Source organism: Bacillus sp. N1(2025) (assembly GCF_053470005.1).
In genome coordinates, this window is record NZ_JBLTJB010000002.1 from 351,748 (window position 1) to 367,168 (window position 15,421).

Sequence of the window (15,421 nt, forward strand, 5' to 3'; positions counted from 1 at the left end):
GCTTATTTCAGTACAAAGAAAGCCGGACCATATGTATGATCCGGCTTTCTTTGTACTGAAACATTTATACTTTTTTTTCAAGAATAATATCAAAATAATCGGCTGCCCCATAACCTGAAATAGGAGGAGCAAATATTTGGACCAGCTTCCATCCTTGCTGCGAATACTTTTCAATAATTTCTTTATAGTCTTCTTTAGGCTTTCCTTTCCACCGGTTTACTTCTACTTTTATGAACTTATATTCGTACATTGCTGTATAATCCTCCGGAAGTGTATTGGAATTGTTACCTTGTTTTTCGATTATGATAAACTTGAATCCATAAATAGAGTGCGCAGCCTATTAAAAGTATTGGAAATTGCCATCCTGTATTTCCGTTTTTAAAATAATCTATTAATGACCATATCAGTAAAGCGACAGTATAAAAACTAAATGCTATTCTGGCGGCTATACCCGATTGGTGTTTTTGCATCTCATCCATTTTCTTCATAAGAACCGCTCCCTTAATTTTTTTTGGCGTTATAGTTGAATACTTTATCTATTCCCGTATTTAATGCGTGAGCTATCGAAAAAGCCAGACTTAAAGTCGGGTCATATTTATTATTTTCAATTGCATTGATGGTTTGCCTGGTCACATTGCAGAGCTTAGCCAGATCATTTTGTGAAATATCAGCTGCTGTTCTAAGTTTTTTTATATTGTTATCCACTAAAACCCTCCTTAAATATTTTTGTTTTTATTTTAAATTTTCAAATTTATATATATTTATTTTAAATAATATATGTATATGTGTCAAATACTTTTTACATATTTGAATTTTAAGGGATACTTTTTGTTTTTGCAAATTAGTTGTTTATATAAAAAACGGCTTGCAGTTTAACCTGCAAGCCTAAAAGTAATCATTATTTAAATCATTCCGCGCTGAGCAACTTCAAATTGATGTTCCGGTGCACTTGCAATGTCGGCTGAAACAAAAATAGTGCCTATCGCTAAGCAAGTAAGTGCTAATTTATACTTCAATTTCATACAACTTCACACCTCCTTGAATCTGCTGTCTTGTTTCTTCCACCTTTAAAAAATATGCGGAAGCCTTCTCGAAATTTTCTCTTTCATGATAATATTTTGCCACATCTAAGGCAAAATCTTCAAGATCAGCATACATCAATTTATCTCTGAGAAAGTCAAAACATTCCATGATTGCTTCTTCATCAGGCTCACCGACATATAAAGATTCTAAAAATTCATACTCGACTATATATAGGGAATCTTCTGCCTCCTCTGCATAAGATACCCCTTTGTCATGATATTGTCTGGCTATGGCCGTATTTCCGATTTTATAATGTATTTGTGTGATTAAGAAATAGGCTTGCGGGAGAGAAGTGATGATGTTCCCATCTTCAAAAACAGCTATTGCCCGTTTTATGTAGTCAATGGCTGGTTTGTAATTTTCTTGGCTGTTAAAACAAAGTCCGATATTATATAGAGTCCGGCCCATTAATTGAGGCTGCTGTTCTGCCTCTGCCATGGCATAAGCTTTTTTAAAATGCTGAATTGCTTCATCATATTGCTTTAAGTCAAGAAAGTTGGTAGCGAACAATGAATGGCACTGAAGCACCCTTATATTATATGCCTCCTGCTTATGATAAATTTTATAAGCCTGCCGGGCATAATCCATAGAAAAATAAGTCTGCTTCATATAATAGTAGGACTCTGACATCTTAAAATAAAATTCAGCTTTCTCGATACAATCTTTGACAAAATCAAGCTTATATTCAGCTTTCTTAAAAAACTGAATCGCTGAAAGATATTCACGGCATTCCAGCTCATACATCCCCCGGAAAAAATTAAAATAATAATCAAGACGTCCGGTCAGCCGGGCCTGCTTTTTATCAATATCCGCGAGCAGCTCCGATAGTCTCGGCTGTTCTTCTATCCGCTGCGATTCCAGCGGTTCGAGGTATTCGAGCATCAGATTGTGGCGGAATTCCATGAGAGAATAGTATAGATGAAGATCCTGATCATCTTCCAGACCTGCAAGTTCTTCTTTGATTTCTCTCCGCAAGTACTCGGCGTCCGGGATGCTGAACCTTCGAATGTACATATACCATTCGTTGATTTTTTCTCCAACCGCTGAAGACGATAAAACACTCGCCACTATTCCGAATCCCTCCCTTCCACGTTATGTATATGACATATTTTATCATTTTCATTCGGAAGGATAGCGCAAAAATACCGCAAACTTTTCCCCGTTGACAAAGCCGTCCGCCGAAGGAACCGCATTTTTCCCGCAGCCCGGGATTTCCGGTTTTTTCATTTTCCTTAAAAATCATGTTTATCTTCAAAACCAATCAGCAAAGATGGTAAGATAGGAGGAAGCGGTTGAACTTTTTCCCTTGAAAACTTATACTATTCAGGTTAAGCGGGATGATGAAAAGGAAGTGTCAGCATGAGACAGGAGACACCAGTAGCCATTCATGTGCAATCATTCATACACAACGGCTCAGAAGAAGAGTCGGTTGAATTTACATCGAGTGGATTCTATTACGTGAGAAACGGCAAAACGTATCTTTCCTATCACGAAGAGCATGATTTGGGCAAGATTAAAACGGTCGTCAAGATTACAGAAAAAGAGATTCTCGTGATGAGATCGGGCGCCATCCAAATGAAACAGCGGTTCATTCCGGGGGCATCGACACTCACTCAATATAAACTGCCGTTCGGACAAATGGAGCTCCGTACGGAAACGAAAAACATACAAGCTGATGTCGGCGGTTCGGAAGGCTCCGTCAAAATGACATATAACATGACTGTAGGCGAAAACCAAGAACATGTACATAACATGACGATCCAATATAAGGAGGAAACAAAGGCATGAATATTGCGGAACAGATGAAGGACGTGCTGAAGGAAGAGATCAAAGCGGCCGTTCTGAAAGCGGGCCTGGCGGAAGAAAGCCAGATTCCAAGCGTACTGTTAGAAACGCCGAAAGAAAAAACACACGGTGATTATTCCACAAACATGGCGATGCAGCTGGCGAGAATCGCAAAAAAAGCGCCGCGACAAATCGCTGAGGAGATCGTGGCGTCATTTGATAAAGGCAAAGCTTCCATTGAAAAGATGGATATTGCGGGGCCCGGCTTTATCAACTTTTACATGAACAACAGCTACTTAACAAAACTGATTCCGTCCGTGCTTGAAGCGGGTGAACATTACGGAGAGACAAACATCGGGCAAGGCGAAAAGATTCAGGTCGAATTCGTATCAGCCAACCCGACGGGAGATCTTCACTTAGGCCATGCGCGCGGCGCGGCGGTAGGTGACGCGCTGTGCAGCGTGCTTTCTAAAGCGGGCTATGATGTGAGCCGCGAATACTATATTAATGATGCAGGCAACCAGATTAACAACCTGGCGCTTTCCGTTGAAGTCCGTTATTTTGAAGCGCTCGGTCTCGAGAAACCGATGCCGGAAGACGGCTACCGCGGCGAGGATATTATCGCCATCGGGAAAAAGCTTGCCGAAGATTTCGGCGACCGTTTCGTACATGAAGAGGAGAGCGAACGTCAGGCGTTTTTCCGTGAATACGGCTTAAAGTACGAGCTTGATAAACTTCGCTCCGACCTGGAAAATTTCCGCGTGCCGTTTGACGTATGGTATTCTGAAACGTCACTGTACGAAAACGGAAAAATTGATCAGGCGCTCGAGGCGCTTCGCGAAAAGGGCCATGTATACGAAGAGGACGGCGCGACATGGTTCCGCTCCACAACGTTCGGCGACGATAAAGACCGTGTGCTGATCAAAAAAGACGGTTCATACACTTATTTGCTGCCGGATATCGCATACCATAAAGACAAACTTGACCGCGGATTCGACAAGCTCATCAATGTATGGGGCGCGGATCACCACGGGTATATTCCGCGTATGAAAGCGGCAATTGAAGCGCTCGGTTACAAGAAAGGCACATTGGAAGTTGAGATCATTCAGCTCGTTCATTTATACAAAAACGGCGAAAAAATGAAGATGAGCAAACGTACGGGGAAAGCCGTAACGATGCGCGACCTGATTGAAGAGGTCGGCCTTGACGCGGTTCGTTATTTCTTCGCGATGCGCAGTGCTGATACGCACATGGATTTTGACTTGGATCTTGCCGTATCTACATCTAACGAAAACCCTGTGTATTATGCGCAATACGCACATGCACGTATTTGCAGCATGCTTCGCCAAGGGGAGGAGCAGGGACTTAAACCGGCGGCAGATCTTGATTTCAGCCATATTCAATCAGAAAAAGAATATGACCTGCTGAAAACGATCGGCGGCTTCCCTGAGGCAGTGGCAGAAGCGGCGGAAAAACGCATTCCTCACCGTGTCACAAACTATATTTATGATCTGGCTTCCGCTCTGCACAGCTTCTACAATGCGGAGAAAGTCATCGATCCGGAAAATAAAGAGAAGAGCCGCGCGCGTCTCGCTTTAATGAAGGCGACGCAAATTACGCTGAACAATGCGCTTCAGCTGATCGGAGTATCCGCTCCGGAAAAAATGTAATGATGATCAAAGGACAAAGTCTTCGGGCTTTGTTCTTTTTTTGTATATAAAGCGTGTGATGTAATTCACAATCCCGCACACTGAGTTTTTGTATGATAAGACTGATATTGAATCAGTGAAAGGGGCAAGCCGAATGATCAATCGTCAACATATTCAATTATCGTTGCAGTCATTAAGCTTAGTGGCAGGGTTTATGGTGTGGGTGCTGATTTCATCGCTCATTTCTCAAATGACATCAGATATTCATTTAAGCAAAGGCGAGATTTCATTGGTGACGGCGATTCCCGTTATTCTCGGATCGCTTCTCCGTATTCCTTTAGGATATTTAACGAACAGGTATGGCGCGCGGCTGATGTTTATGATCAGCTTCATCCTGCTTTTGTTTCCTGTATTTTGGATCAGTATCGCGGATTCTTTATTTGATTTAATCGCGGGCGGCTTTTTCTTAGGGATCGGAGGAGCGGTATTCTCCATCGGAGTGACGTCCCTCCCGAAATATTATCCGAAAGAAAAGCACGGTGTCGTCAATGGGATTTACGGTGCCGGAAACATCGGGACCGCCGTTACTACCTTTGCGGCGCCGGTTATCGCTCAAGCCGCGGGATGGAAAGCAACCGTGCAGATGTATCTTGTTTTGCTGGCTGTTTTCGCATTACTGCACGTTTTGTTCGGCGACCGGCATGAGAAGAAAGTCAAAGTTTCCATAAAGACACAAATGAAAGCCGTTTACCGAAATCATGTGCTGTGGATGTTGAGCCTGTTTTATTTTATTACGTTCGGCGCCTTTGTCGCCTTTACCATCTATCTTCCGAATTTTTTGGTTGAGCATTTTGGGCTGAGCCCTGCGGACGCCGGTTTACGGACGGCCGGCTTTATTGCGGTCTCTACACTGCTCAGGCCTGTGGGAGGGTTTCTTGCAGATAAATTGAGTCCGCTCCGTATTCTGATGTTCGTTTTCGCAGGGCTTACGCTGTCAGGCGTCATGCTGTCATTCTCCCCGACGATCGGCCTTTATGCGTTTGGATCGCTGACAGTGGCAGTCTGCTCAGGGATTGGAAACGGGACGGTATTTAAACTGGTGCCTTTCTACTTTTCGAAGCAAGCGGGGATTGCCAACGGTATTGTGTCAGCTATGGGCGGACTGGGCGGTTTTTTCCCTCCGCTGATTCTGGCAAGTGTATTTCAGGCAACAGGCCAATACGCGATCGGGTTTATGGCGCTTTCAGAGGTCGCGTTAGCCAGCTTTGTTCTTGTGATCTGGATGTATTGGCAGGAAAGAATGAAAACACATACGGAGAGAAACAGTCAGAGCCTCAATTCATAATGATCCATTCACAAGATTGTTAGTTTTTTCTGGGTGAGTGCAAATCAAGTCACGTTACAATATACATACGCAACGTGACTTTCTTCGAGGTGAGCTCATGAATATTCTCTCTGTCCGAAAATCTGATAAAGAACTTCTTTCCCGCGAACTGCATGAATTGCTGGAATCGATCAGTACGAAAAGGAAAATGAAAAAACACACTTATTTGTTTCAAGAAGGAATGGATGCAAAAGAGCTTTATCTGATTCAATCAGGACTCATTGAAATCGGCAAGCTGACGTCTGACGGAAAAGACCTGACGCTTAGAATCTGCCAAAAAAACGATATTGTCGGGGAATTGACGCTATTCACAGATGAGCCGAGATATATGCTCAGTGCGAAAGTGTTAGAGGATGGCGAGGTGCTCGTCATTAATAAAAACAAGCTGGAAAAGGAATTGATCCAAAACGGTGTTTTGACGTTTGAATTTATGAAATGGATGAGCACCCATCTTCGAAAAATCCAGTCCAAAATCAGGGACCTGCTTCTTCACGGCAAAAAGGGGGCGCTCTATTCCACCCTTATCCGCTTATCAAACAGCTACGGGGTGGAACGAAGTGACGGGATTCTGATTAACATTGTGCTGACAAATCAGGATTTGGCTAAGTTTTGCGCGGCGGCAAGGGAGAGCGTCAACCGCATGCTGGGAGACCTCCGCAAACAAGGGGTTATTTCGATAGACGAAACCGGAAAAATTATTTTGCACAAGCGGGACTATTTACGATGCGAGATCGAGTGTGAAAATTGTCCGCTTGAGATCTGCAATATTGACTGAAAAAACAAGGGCAGCCGGTGTCCTTGTTTTTCAGCTTGTGATACATATACACATGACGGCGAAAAAGAAGCCGGCATTTACGATTTCCAGAATGCCGATCGTTTTCACGGGCCAGTCTCTTCCGTGAAAAAACCAGGCCCGCAGACTGCTTGGGATAAAAGCGAGAAACGCCCAGCCTGCCCCCAGAAGAGCCGATAAAAAGGGGAGCAAGAGGTGATATCCCCACGACCAGTATGCAAAGGTTCTGTTTTTTCTCTCCCGTATGACCGATTTCACATAAAAAGAACTCCCGATAAAAAATAAAGCAGACTGCAAGAATAGAAACCAAGCCCAGCCGTCAAGGGTTCCCGTTCCCAACCAGCAGCTCGCAAGCCCGCCTGAACAAAAGAACAGAACACCCGCAATATCATTCGTGAGCGCCCGTTCGTTTTTTCGGCGGGCATAATGCGTATGTATGAGAAACAGCGGCAATAAAAAAACGCCGATCCAGACGAGCTGCGGCTTATGAAAGACAGAAATGATCAAAAAGCAGCAGGCGGGAAAACCGTAATACCATATCCACTTTTGATAAGGCTGAAGCTGTTTCTTTTTCAAAGCGAGCGAAACGGGATAAACCGCTAAGTATAGGAAAAGCCAGCCCAGAAAGAGCGGAATATGCCAGAAAACCGGGCCTCCCTTGACCATGCCGAGTAAAAATGGAATCAGCAGCATCGCCCATGCGCCGTGCTGCTTCGGAATCATCGCCTTCATCGAAACCCTCCTTTTTATTTCATTATAAATGCAGACACTCTCCTGATAAGTGACTTTTATCATACAAGCTGTGAAATACATCACTGCCGCGCGGCCTCAATCGGGCTACACTAAAGCTATCCTTAGCACAGGAGGCTTTCCTATGAATCAGTGTGACTATTTATTATTTCTGAAACAACTTTCTATGTTTAATGAAGTGCCTCTGTCCATTGTCGAAACCTTGCTGAAAAACGGGACGTTTATCCGCGGCTCATCTGACCAATCTCCATCCTTTCTTCATTCACAATCCGTTTATATTGTATTAAAAGGCAATATCCGTTTTACGGACAGCAGGCTCCCTGAAGGGTCGCAAACCGTTGCGCTGTGGGAAAAAGGCGATGTGTTTCCGATTGATGAAAAAGGCGGGCTCTATTTATCGCCTTTTATCTCAGTCAATGCCTCACCGGATATTCTTGTACTTCATATTCCATATTCCGTATTTAAGCAAATGATGTCTTACCATCCGCGGCTGCAAATGAACTTTTTGGCGATGCTTCAGCAAAATGTCTTCTGTTCCTATCAGTTGTTTTTGCGGTATCTGCATACATCACGGGATGAAAACGCCGAACCCGGTTCTTAAACAGAACCGGTTTTTTTGATGACGCGGGCGTCCCCATATCGTTTGAAAATCCTTCCTGCTGCTCTGTGTGAACGTTTTGTGAAAAAAGCAGAGTGTGTGACATAGTTCACAAGTTGATGCGCCGTCTCTGTTTATAGTGTACATAGCATCACCTGACTCGGAAGGAGTGAACGATCATGAAGAAAAAGAAAATGAGTCCGTTGCTCAGGAGATTAAACTATTTTTCTCCTATCGAACATCATTCAAATAACCATAGCCAAACGACAAGCGAAGATCGTGATTGGGAGAATGTATATAGAAACAGATGGCAGTACGACAAAGTCGTTCGCTCCACCCACGGCGTCAACTGTACGGGTTCTTGCAGCTGGAATATTTATGTGAAAAACGGAATTGTCACGTGGGAAGGACAAAACTTGAATTATCCATCAACAGGCCCTGATATGCCTGATTTCGAACCGAGAGGCTGTCCGCGGGGGGCCAGTTTTTCTTGGTACATCTACAGCCCGCTCCGTGTGAAATATCCATATGTGCGCGGTGTGCTGATCAATTTGTGGCGGGAAGCATTGCAGGCGCATCAAAATCCGCTGGATGCCTGGAAATCGATCATTGAAAACCCTGAAAAAGCGAAGTCCTATAAACAGGCAAGAGGGAAAGGCGGTTTTGTCCGCGCGGAATGGCCGGAGGTGCTGAAGCTGATTTCAGCCTCTCTGCTGTATACGGTGATGAAATACGGGCCTGACCGGAATGTCGGTTTTTCTCCGATCCCGGCGATGTCCATGATCAGCCATGCGTCAGGCTCCCGGTTTATGTCGTTAATCGGCGGCCCTATGCTCAGTTTTTATGACTGGTATGCGGATCTTCCGCCGGCGTCCCCGCAAATTTGGGGTGACCAGACGGACGTTCCGGAAAGCAGTGATTGGTACAATTCCGGCTATATTATCACATGGGGCTCCAACGTTCCGTTAACGAGAACGCCTGACGCGCATTTTTTGGCGGAGGCCCGCTATAAAGGCGCTAAGGTCATTTCAATCAGCCCGGATTTTGCGGAATCCTCAAAGTTCGCAGATGACTGGCTGAGTATCCGCCAAGGGACTGACGGGGCGCTTGCGATGGCCATGGGTCACGTCATTCTTCAGGAATTCTACGTGAACCAAGAAACTGAACGTTTTATTGAGTATGCGAAGCAATACACCGATTTTCCATTCTTCGTCACTCTGTCAAAAGAGAACGGCGTGTATACAGCCGGGCGGTTTCTGCATGCGAAAGACATCGGGCGGCAGACAAAAAATGATCAGTGGAAGCCGGCGGTCTGGAATGAACAGACAGGTGCGTTTGCCATACCGCAAGGGACAATGGGCTCCCGCTGGGACGGGCAGCAGAAATGGAATCTGCACATGATCGACGAAGACACCGGGGAACAGATTGAGCCGCGTCTCTCCGTGCTCGGAATAGAGGACGAAATCGGCTCAGTGCGCATTCCGTATTTTTCAAATGACGGAAACAAAGTGCTTGAGCGGGATCTTCCTATTAAAAAATTGGATCTGAATGGTGAAGAGACGTACGTCACGACCGTGTTTGACTTGATATTGGCCAACTACGGCGTGAACCGGGGCATCGGCGGACAATCAGCCGCATCTTATGATGATCCCCGTCCGTTCACACCTGCCTGGCAGGAACAGATCACGGGAATTAAAAGAGAAGCCGTTATACAGATTGCCAGGGAGTTTGCCCAAAATGCGATCGATACAGACGGCAGATCCATGATTATCGTAGGGGCCGGCATTAACCACTGGTTCAACTCCGACACGATTTACCGTGCGGTGTTAAATCTTGTTTTACTCGTAGGCGCCCAAGGCGTAAACGGCGGAGGCTGGGCCCATTACGTGGGGCAGGAAAAGCTCCGACCTGCTGAAGGCTGGCAGACGATTGCAACTGCAAAGGACTGGGAGGGCGTGCCCAAGCTGCAAAACGGCACTTCATTTTTCTACTTTGCGACAGATCAGTGGCGTTACGAGGACCAGCCGATCAGTGATTTGGCATCACCGATTGCTGCGTCATCCCGCTACAAGCACCACGCTGATTACAATGTGCTGGCGGCGCGGCTAGGGTGGCTTCCGTCTTACCCGACTTTCAATCAAAATGGCATCGATCTGTATAAAGAAGCTGAAAAAGCAGGGGCAGCAACACCTGAAGACGTAGGTGCGTACGTGGCCTCACAGCTCCAAGAGAAAAAACTGAAATTCGCGATTGAAGATCCTGACAATGAAGTGAATTTCCCTAGGAATCTCTTTGTATGGCGGGCAAATCTGATCTCAAGCTCAGGAAAAGGGCATGAATATTTTCTTAAGCATTTGCTGGGGACGACGAACGGTTTAATGAATGACGACAGCGACAGCATCCGCCCAGAAGAAATCAAATGGCGGGAGCAGGCGCCGGAAGGAAAGCTCGACTTATTAATCAATCTTGATTTTCGAATGGCGGGTACGGCGCTGTATTCCGATATCGTGCTGCCGGCGGCGACATGGTATGAAAAACACGATCTCAGCAGCACGGATATGCATCCGTTCATTCATCCATTTGCTCCGGCGATCTCGGCTCCGTGGGAATCGAAGTCAGACTGGGATATTTTCAAGGCGCTGTCAAAAGCCGTTTCCGATCTGGCAGAAGAAGTCGATATGGAGCCGGTGAAAGAAGTGGTTGCGACGCCGCTCCTCCACGACACCATGCAGGAATTGGCCCAGCCATTCGGCAAAATCAATGACTGGAGCAAGGGCGAATGTGAAGCCATTCCGGGAAAAACGATGCCGAACATCCAAGTCGTTGAACGGGATTACAAACACATTTTTCATAAAATGACCGCACTCGGTCCTAACGCTGCTTTAAAGCCGAGCGGAACAAAAGGGATGAGCTGGTCAATAGCCGATGAATATGAATCACTCAAAAAGAGACTGGGAGAAATCACCTCAGACAGCGTGGCAAAGGGATGCCCGAATATAAGTGAAGCGAAGCAGGCGGCGGAAGCGATTTTAACCCTGTCGTCCACCTCAAATGGAAAAGTCGCCGTGAAAGCATGGGAATCGCTTGAACACATCACAAACCTGAAGCTGAAAGACCTGGCGGAAGAGCGCGAGGAAGAATGCTTTACGTTCGAGCAAATTACAGCCCAGCCGAAAACGGTCATCACCTCTCCGGCCTTTACCGGTTCAGAAAAAGGAGGGCGCAGGTATTCGCCGTTTACGACGAATGTGGAAAAATTAATTCCGTGGCGGACGCTGACCGGCAGACAATCCTATTATGTCGATCATGAACTGATGATGGAATTCGGTGAAACGATGGCGACATTTAAACCGATCCTTCAGCATCGTCCGTTCCTAAGCAAACGGCCTGATCAAGAGGGCAAAGAAATCGTCCTTAATTATTTGACGCCGCATAATAAATGGTCCGTCCACAGCATGTATTTTGATTCTCTGCCGATGCTGACGCTGTTCCGCGGCGGGCCGACCGTGTGGATGAATAAAGATGACGCAGAGGACACGGATATCAAAGACAACGATTGGATTGAATGCTTCAACCGAAACGGCGTTGTCGTCGCGAGAGCGGTTTTGTCTCATCGGATTCCTAAAGGAATGGCGTTTATGCACCATGCCCAGGACCGCCACATCAACGTGCCCGGCACAAAGCTGACGAATAACCGCGGAGGCACCCATAACAGCCCGACAAGGATTCACGTCAAGCCGACACAGATGATCGGGGGCTACGCCCAGCTCAGCTACGGCTTTAACTATTACGGCCCAACGGGGAATCAGCGCGACCTGAATGTCGTCATCCGCAAGCTGAAGGAGGTCGATTGGCTTGAAGATTAAAGCGCAAATCGGTATGGTCATGAACTTGGATAAATGCATCGGCTGCCACACGTGCAGCGTCACCTGTAAAAACACATGGACAAACCGTTCCGGTGCGGAATATATGTACTTCAATAATGTAGAAACAAAGCCTGGCATCGGCTACCCGAAGCAATGGGAGGACCAGGACAAATATAAAGGCGGCTGGACGTTGAAAAAAGGAAAGCTTGAACTGAAATCAGGCCCGAAAACAAACCGGCTTGCAGGCCTTTTCTATAACCCGAACCAGCCGACGATTGATGACTACTATGAACCTTGGAACTATGATTATGAAACATTAACAAACAGCCCGCAGAAAAAACACCAGCCGGTGGCGCGCCCGAAATCGTCCTTAACGGGGGATTTTATGAATATCGAATGGGGCCCGAACTGGGAAGATGATCTCGCGGGCGGCCATATTACGGGGCTTGAAGATCCAAACGTGCAAAAGATGGAGGAATCGATCAAAACAGAATTCGATGAGGTTTTTATGATGTATTTGCCGCGTATTTGCGAGCACTGCATCAATCCGGCGTGCGTGTCCTCCTGCCCGTCCGGCGCCATGTACAAACGCGAGGAGGACGGCATTGTGCTTGTGGATCAAAACGCATGCCGGTCATGGAGATATTGCGTCTCATCCTGTCCTTATAAAAAAGTCTATTTTAACTGGCAAACGAACAAAGCGGAAAAATGCACACTCTGCTTTCCGCGTTTGGAGGCGGGACTGCCGACTATTTGCTCTGAAACGTGTGTCGGCAGAATCCGCTATCTCGGCGTCATGCTGTATGACGCGGACAAAGTGGAGGAAGCGGCATCTGTTGAAAATGAAAAGGATCTCTACCATTCCCAATTGGACGTTTTTCTTGATCCGAATGATCCTGAGGTTGCCAAACTGGCAAAAGAACAAGGCATTCCGGCTGAATGGATAGAGGCTGCGCAGCAATCGCCGATCTATAAAATGATCATTGACTGGAAGATTGCGCTGCCGCTTCATCCTGAGTACCGCACGCTGCCGATGGTGTGGTACATTCCGCCGCTCAGCCCGATTATGAATCTCTTTGAAGGAAAAGGCAGCCGGCAAACGGCGGAAGCGATTTTTCCGGCTATCGACCAAATGAGAATTCCGATTGACTATTTGGCGCAGTTATTAACGGCCGGTGATACGGATCATATTCGGTCAACGTTAAAGAAAATGTCTGTCATGCGCCAGTATATGAGGGCGGTGCAGACGAATAAATCCATCGACCCGGCATTGATCTCCAGTGTCGGTTTAACAGAACAGCAAATTGAAGACATGTATCGGCTGCTGGCGATCGCCAAATATGATGACCGCTTTGTGATCCCGAGCAGCCATCGAGAAGAAGTGTCAGATTTATATGCTGAACAAGGGAGCTGCGGCTTATCATTTTCAGGCGGCCCGGGCTCTTGTTTCTAATTTTTCATAAATGAGGTGTAATAACATGAACACCACAGACCGGCAAATGACGTTCTCCGCTCTTTCCTCTCTTCTCTCTTATCCGGATGAAGAGTGGAGAGCCGAGATTCCCGATTGGAAGGTTCTTATCCATGACATCACCAATCAGCAAATCCGGGAGAAATTGCTGCACTTTTTAGAGGCGGCAGCCGGCTTTTCTCCGGAAGCGCTGATTGAACACTATGTGTATACGTTCGATTTTGGGAAAAAAACGAATATGTACGTCACCTACTTTAACTCAGGCGAACAAAGGGAACGCGGCATCGAATTGCTGCATTTAAAAAACACCTACCAGCAATCCGGTTTCCTGCCGACAGATAAAGAACTGCCTGATTACCTGCCGCTGATGCTGGAATTCGCCGCGGTTGCGGAGATTGAAGCGGCGAGAAGCGTGTTTGAGAAATACCTGTCCAATGTGAGAGAGCTGGCTTCCCGCCTCGAAAAAAATGACAGCATCTATGCTGAGCTGCTGCACGTGCTGCAGGCTGCGCTGGAAAACATCGGTGTGCGTGAAAGCATTGAAGAAGGGGCTGTTCAGAGATGAGCGGGCAGATCCTGTGGGGCGTTATGCCATACATTGTATTGACGATCTTTATCGGCGGGCATATTTACCGCTATCAGCATGACCAATTCGGCTGGACGGCGAAATCAAGCGAGCTGTTAGAAAAGAAAAAACTCGCCGCGGGCAGCACACTTTTTCACTGGGGACTGCTGTGCGTTGTCGGCGGGCATGTCATGGGGATTCTGATCCCGGAAGGCGTGTATGCTTCCCTTGGCATTTCCGAGCATATGTATCACAAAATGGCGATCGGCGCAGGCCTGCCGGCGGGGATCGCGGCATGTACCGGACTTGTCATCCTGATGTACAGAAGGCTGTTTGACAAAAGAATCCGCAAAACCAGCTCGCCATCGGATATCCTGACGCTTATTCTGCTGCTGTTCATGATGCTGTCGGGCGTTGCGGCCACATTCCTCAACATTGACTCGAAAGGATTTGATTACAGGGCAACAGTCGGGCCGTGGTTCAGGGAAATTGTTTTGTTCCGGCCTGACGCTTCTTTGATGGAGAGTGTCCCGCTATGGTTTAAGTGTCATATCATCATAGGGTACGTCGTTTTTATCCTCTGGCCGTTTACAAGATTGGTTCACGTGTTCAGCCTGCCCCTCAAGTATTTAACCCGCAGCTATGTTGTCTATCGGAAACGCACGTAAAAATCCCCCCTGCAAGAGGGGGATTTTTTATGGTGAAAAAATAAAAACATAAGATATTTTCTGCCAAGGTAATGGCTGGGCGGCGGGGATTCCTGTTATGTTTTATTTGGAAATAACATCAACAAAAGGAGAGTGAAGAATGAAGCGGATTTTCCTCATTTTAGCCGCCTGTCTGATGACAAGCGCCGGCGTCCTGACACTCAGACATTCTCATGTATTAACCGGCGGCACAGCGGGACTGTCACTAAGCCTGTCATACTTGTTTCATTCCTCGTTTGCGATGATCTTCTTTCTGATCAATATCCCGTTTTATATATTTTCTCTCATCAGAATGGGAGTCAAATTCACTCTATCCACCGTTTTTGCAGTCACAGTGCTGACTCTGTTTACGGGTGCGGATCACTGGCTGCCGCCGGTTTCTGTTTCACCGCTTGCCGGGGCGATTTGCGGCGGGGCGCTGATCGGGTTCGGCCTGTCGCTCATGTTTTATCATCAGGCATCGCTCGGCGGCGCCAATATCCTCGCTTTATTTCTGCAAAAGCGCTGCGGATGGAATCCGGGTGCCGTTAATTTCCTCTTCGATTTTGGCGTCGTGCTGGCCGGCATTTTTTCCGTCGGGTTGCTGAAAGGGCTCTTCTCCTTAGTGTCGATAGCGGTCACCGGTCTGATCATCGGCATCTTCAAAAATAAAATCAAAGGCAGCTGCTCGCTCAATCGGGCATTGCTTCAGAACATCACACCCGGCCAATCACAAGAAGTATCATCATAAGCCTTTCCGCTCGTGCGGAGAGGCTTTTTCATATGTTTAC

General features: G+C 46.7%; 16 protein-coding genes. 10 read left to right on the top strand and 6 right to left on the bottom strand.

Annotated features, from left to right (window positions below; genetic code table 11):
• Positions 1-64: 64 nt before the first annotated feature.
• The 5 genes from ACNFN4_RS06635 to ACNFN4_RS06655 all read right to left on the bottom strand — a co-directional run bounded on the left by ACNFN4_RS06635 (position 65) and on the right by ACNFN4_RS06655 (position 2,151).
• Positions 65-250, bottom strand: coding sequence for a DUF4177 domain-containing protein (locus ACNFN4_RS06635; RefSeq protein WP_007407642.1), 186 nt, complete (start codon positions 248-250; stop codon positions 65-67).
• A gap of 34 nt (positions 251-284) precedes the next feature.
• Positions 285-488, bottom strand: a complete 204-nt coding sequence (locus ACNFN4_RS06640) for a hypothetical protein (protein WP_007407641.1) — start codon at positions 486-488, stop codon at positions 285-287.
• A 13-nt stretch (positions 489-501) separates the two neighbouring features.
• The gene (locus tag ACNFN4_RS06645) at positions 502-705 is read right to left on the bottom strand and encodes a helix-turn-helix transcriptional regulator (RefSeq protein WP_003151064.1); all 204 of its coding nucleotides are present in this window, start codon (positions 703-705) and stop codon (positions 502-504) included.
• A gap of 197 nt (positions 706-902) precedes the next feature.
• Positions 903-1,022: a PhrC/PhrF family phosphatase-inhibitory pheromone gene (locus ACNFN4_RS06650; RefSeq protein ID WP_021494790.1), complete on the bottom strand. Its 120-nt coding sequence runs from the start codon at positions 1,020-1,022 to the stop codon at positions 903-905.
• Positions 1,006-2,151 (bottom strand): response regulator aspartate phosphatase, encoded by a 1,146-nt coding sequence (locus tag ACNFN4_RS06655; protein ID WP_014419129.1) that lies wholly within the window; start codon positions 2,149-2,151, stop codon positions 1,006-1,008. Before ACNFN4_RS06655 ends, ACNFN4_RS06650 begins: the two co-directional genes overlap by 17 nt.
• 291 nt (positions 2,152-2,442) lie before the next feature.
• Here ACNFN4_RS06655 and ACNFN4_RS06660 point away from each other — a divergent pair, with 291 nt between their 5' ends.
• From ACNFN4_RS06660 to ACNFN4_RS06675, 4 genes are all read left to right on the top strand, one after another.
• On the top strand, positions 2,443-2,871 hold the full coding sequence (locus ACNFN4_RS06660; RefSeq protein WP_014419128.1) for a DUF1934 domain-containing protein: 429 nt from the start codon (positions 2,443-2,445) through the stop codon (positions 2,869-2,871).
• Positions 2,868-4,538, top strand: coding sequence for an arginine--tRNA ligase (argS, locus tag ACNFN4_RS06665; RefSeq protein ID WP_014419127.1), 1,671 nt, complete (start codon positions 2,868-2,870; stop codon positions 4,536-4,538). Before ACNFN4_RS06660 ends, argS begins: the two co-directional genes overlap by 4 nt.
• Positions 4,539-4,671: 133 nt before the next feature.
• The gene (gene narK / locus ACNFN4_RS06670; RefSeq protein WP_007407632.1) at positions 4,672-5,862 is read left to right on the top strand and encodes a nitrate transporter NarK; all 1,191 of its coding nucleotides are present in this window, start codon (positions 4,672-4,674) and stop codon (positions 5,860-5,862) included.
• A gap of 97 nt (positions 5,863-5,959) precedes the next feature.
• Entirely contained in the window at positions 5,960-6,676 is a 717-nt protein-coding gene (locus ACNFN4_RS06675; protein WP_007407631.1) for a Crp/Fnr family transcriptional regulator, read from the top strand.
• A 30-nt stretch (positions 6,677-6,706) separates the two neighbouring features.
• Here ACNFN4_RS06675 and ACNFN4_RS06680 read toward each other — a convergent pair whose 3' ends face one another.
• Positions 6,707-7,426: a YwiC-like family protein gene (locus ACNFN4_RS06680; RefSeq protein ID WP_172869767.1), complete on the bottom strand. Its 720-nt coding sequence runs from the start codon at positions 7,424-7,426 to the stop codon at positions 6,707-6,709.
• A 142-nt stretch (positions 7,427-7,568) separates the two neighbouring features.
• Between ACNFN4_RS06680 and ACNFN4_RS06685 the strand changes: the two genes are divergently transcribed.
• The 6 genes from ACNFN4_RS06685 to ACNFN4_RS06710 all read left to right on the top strand — a co-directional run bounded on the left by ACNFN4_RS06685 (position 7,569) and on the right by ACNFN4_RS06710 (position 15,381).
• Complete coding sequence (locus tag ACNFN4_RS06685) at positions 7,569-8,045, top strand: Crp/Fnr family transcriptional regulator (RefSeq protein WP_448200068.1); 477 nt, start codon at positions 7,569-7,571, stop codon at positions 8,043-8,045.
• 176 nt (positions 8,046-8,221) lie between these two features.
• Positions 8,222-11,908: a nitrate reductase subunit alpha gene (locus ACNFN4_RS06690; RefSeq protein ID WP_448200069.1), complete on the top strand. Its 3,687-nt coding sequence runs from the start codon at positions 8,222-8,224 to the stop codon at positions 11,906-11,908.
• A complete protein-coding gene (narH, locus tag ACNFN4_RS06695) occupies positions 11,898-13,361 on the top strand; it encodes a nitrate reductase subunit beta (protein WP_022553927.1) in 1,464 nt (487 codons plus the stop codon). Before ACNFN4_RS06690 ends, narH begins: the two co-directional genes overlap by 11 nt.
• 25 nt (positions 13,362-13,386) lie before the next feature.
• Positions 13,387-13,944 carry a nitrate reductase molybdenum cofactor assembly chaperone gene (gene narJ / locus ACNFN4_RS06700; RefSeq protein WP_448200070.1) on the top strand — a complete coding sequence of 186 codons (558 nt, stop codon included), beginning with the start codon at positions 13,387-13,389 and terminating at the stop codon, positions 13,942-13,944.
• Positions 13,941-14,612, top strand: a complete 672-nt coding sequence (narI, locus tag ACNFN4_RS06705) for a respiratory nitrate reductase subunit gamma (protein WP_448200071.1) — start codon at positions 13,941-13,943, stop codon at positions 14,610-14,612. The genes narJ and narI overlap by 4 nt, the downstream gene beginning before the upstream one ends.
• 139 nt (positions 14,613-14,751) lie before the next feature.
• Positions 14,752-15,381 (top strand): YitT family protein, encoded by a 630-nt coding sequence (locus ACNFN4_RS06710; RefSeq protein ID WP_448200072.1) that lies wholly within the window; start codon positions 14,752-14,754, stop codon positions 15,379-15,381.
• Positions 15,382-15,421 lie beyond the last annotated feature (40 nt).

Excerpts from the sequence above, each read along its gene's own strand:
- ACNFN4_RS06635 (WP_007407642.1), bottom strand. The coding sequence starts at position 250 with ATGTACGAATATAAGTTCATAAAAGTAGAAGTAAACCGGTGGAAAGGA.
- ACNFN4_RS06640 (WP_007407641.1), bottom strand. The coding sequence starts at position 488 with ATGAAGAAAATGGATGAGATGCAAAAACACCAATCGGGTATAGCCGCC.
- ACNFN4_RS06650 (WP_021494790.1), bottom strand. The coding sequence starts at position 1,022 with ATGAAATTGAAGTATAAATTAGCACTTACTTGCTTAGCGATAGGCACT.
- ACNFN4_RS06660 (WP_014419128.1), top strand. The coding sequence starts at position 2,443 with ATGAGACAGGAGACACCAGTAGCCATTCATGTGCAATCATTCATACAC.
- argS (WP_014419127.1), top strand. The coding sequence starts at position 2,868 with ATGAATATTGCGGAACAGATGAAGGACGTGCTGAAGGAAGAGATCAAA.
- narK (WP_007407632.1), top strand. The coding sequence starts at position 4,672 with ATGATCAATCGTCAACATATTCAATTATCGTTGCAGTCATTAAGCTTA.
- ACNFN4_RS06675 (WP_007407631.1), top strand. The coding sequence starts at position 5,960 with ATGAATATTCTCTCTGTCCGAAAATCTGATAAAGAACTTCTTTCCCGC.
- ACNFN4_RS06680 (WP_172869767.1), bottom strand. The coding sequence starts at position 7,426 with ATGAAGGCGATGATTCCGAAGCAGCACGGCGCATGGGCGATGCTGCTG.
- ACNFN4_RS06685 (WP_448200068.1), top strand. The coding sequence starts at position 7,569 with ATGAATCAGTGTGACTATTTATTATTTCTGAAACAACTTTCTATGTTT.
- ACNFN4_RS06690 (WP_448200069.1), top strand. The coding sequence starts at position 8,222 with ATGAAGAAAAAGAAAATGAGTCCGTTGCTCAGGAGATTAAACTATTTT.
- narJ (WP_448200070.1), top strand. The coding sequence starts at position 13,387 with ATGAACACCACAGACCGGCAAATGACGTTCTCCGCTCTTTCCTCTCTT.
- narI (WP_448200071.1), top strand. The coding sequence starts at position 13,941 with ATGAGCGGGCAGATCCTGTGGGGCGTTATGCCATACATTGTATTGACG.
- ACNFN4_RS06710 (WP_448200072.1), top strand. The coding sequence starts at position 14,752 with ATGAAGCGGATTTTCCTCATTTTAGCCGCCTGTCTGATGACAAGCGCC.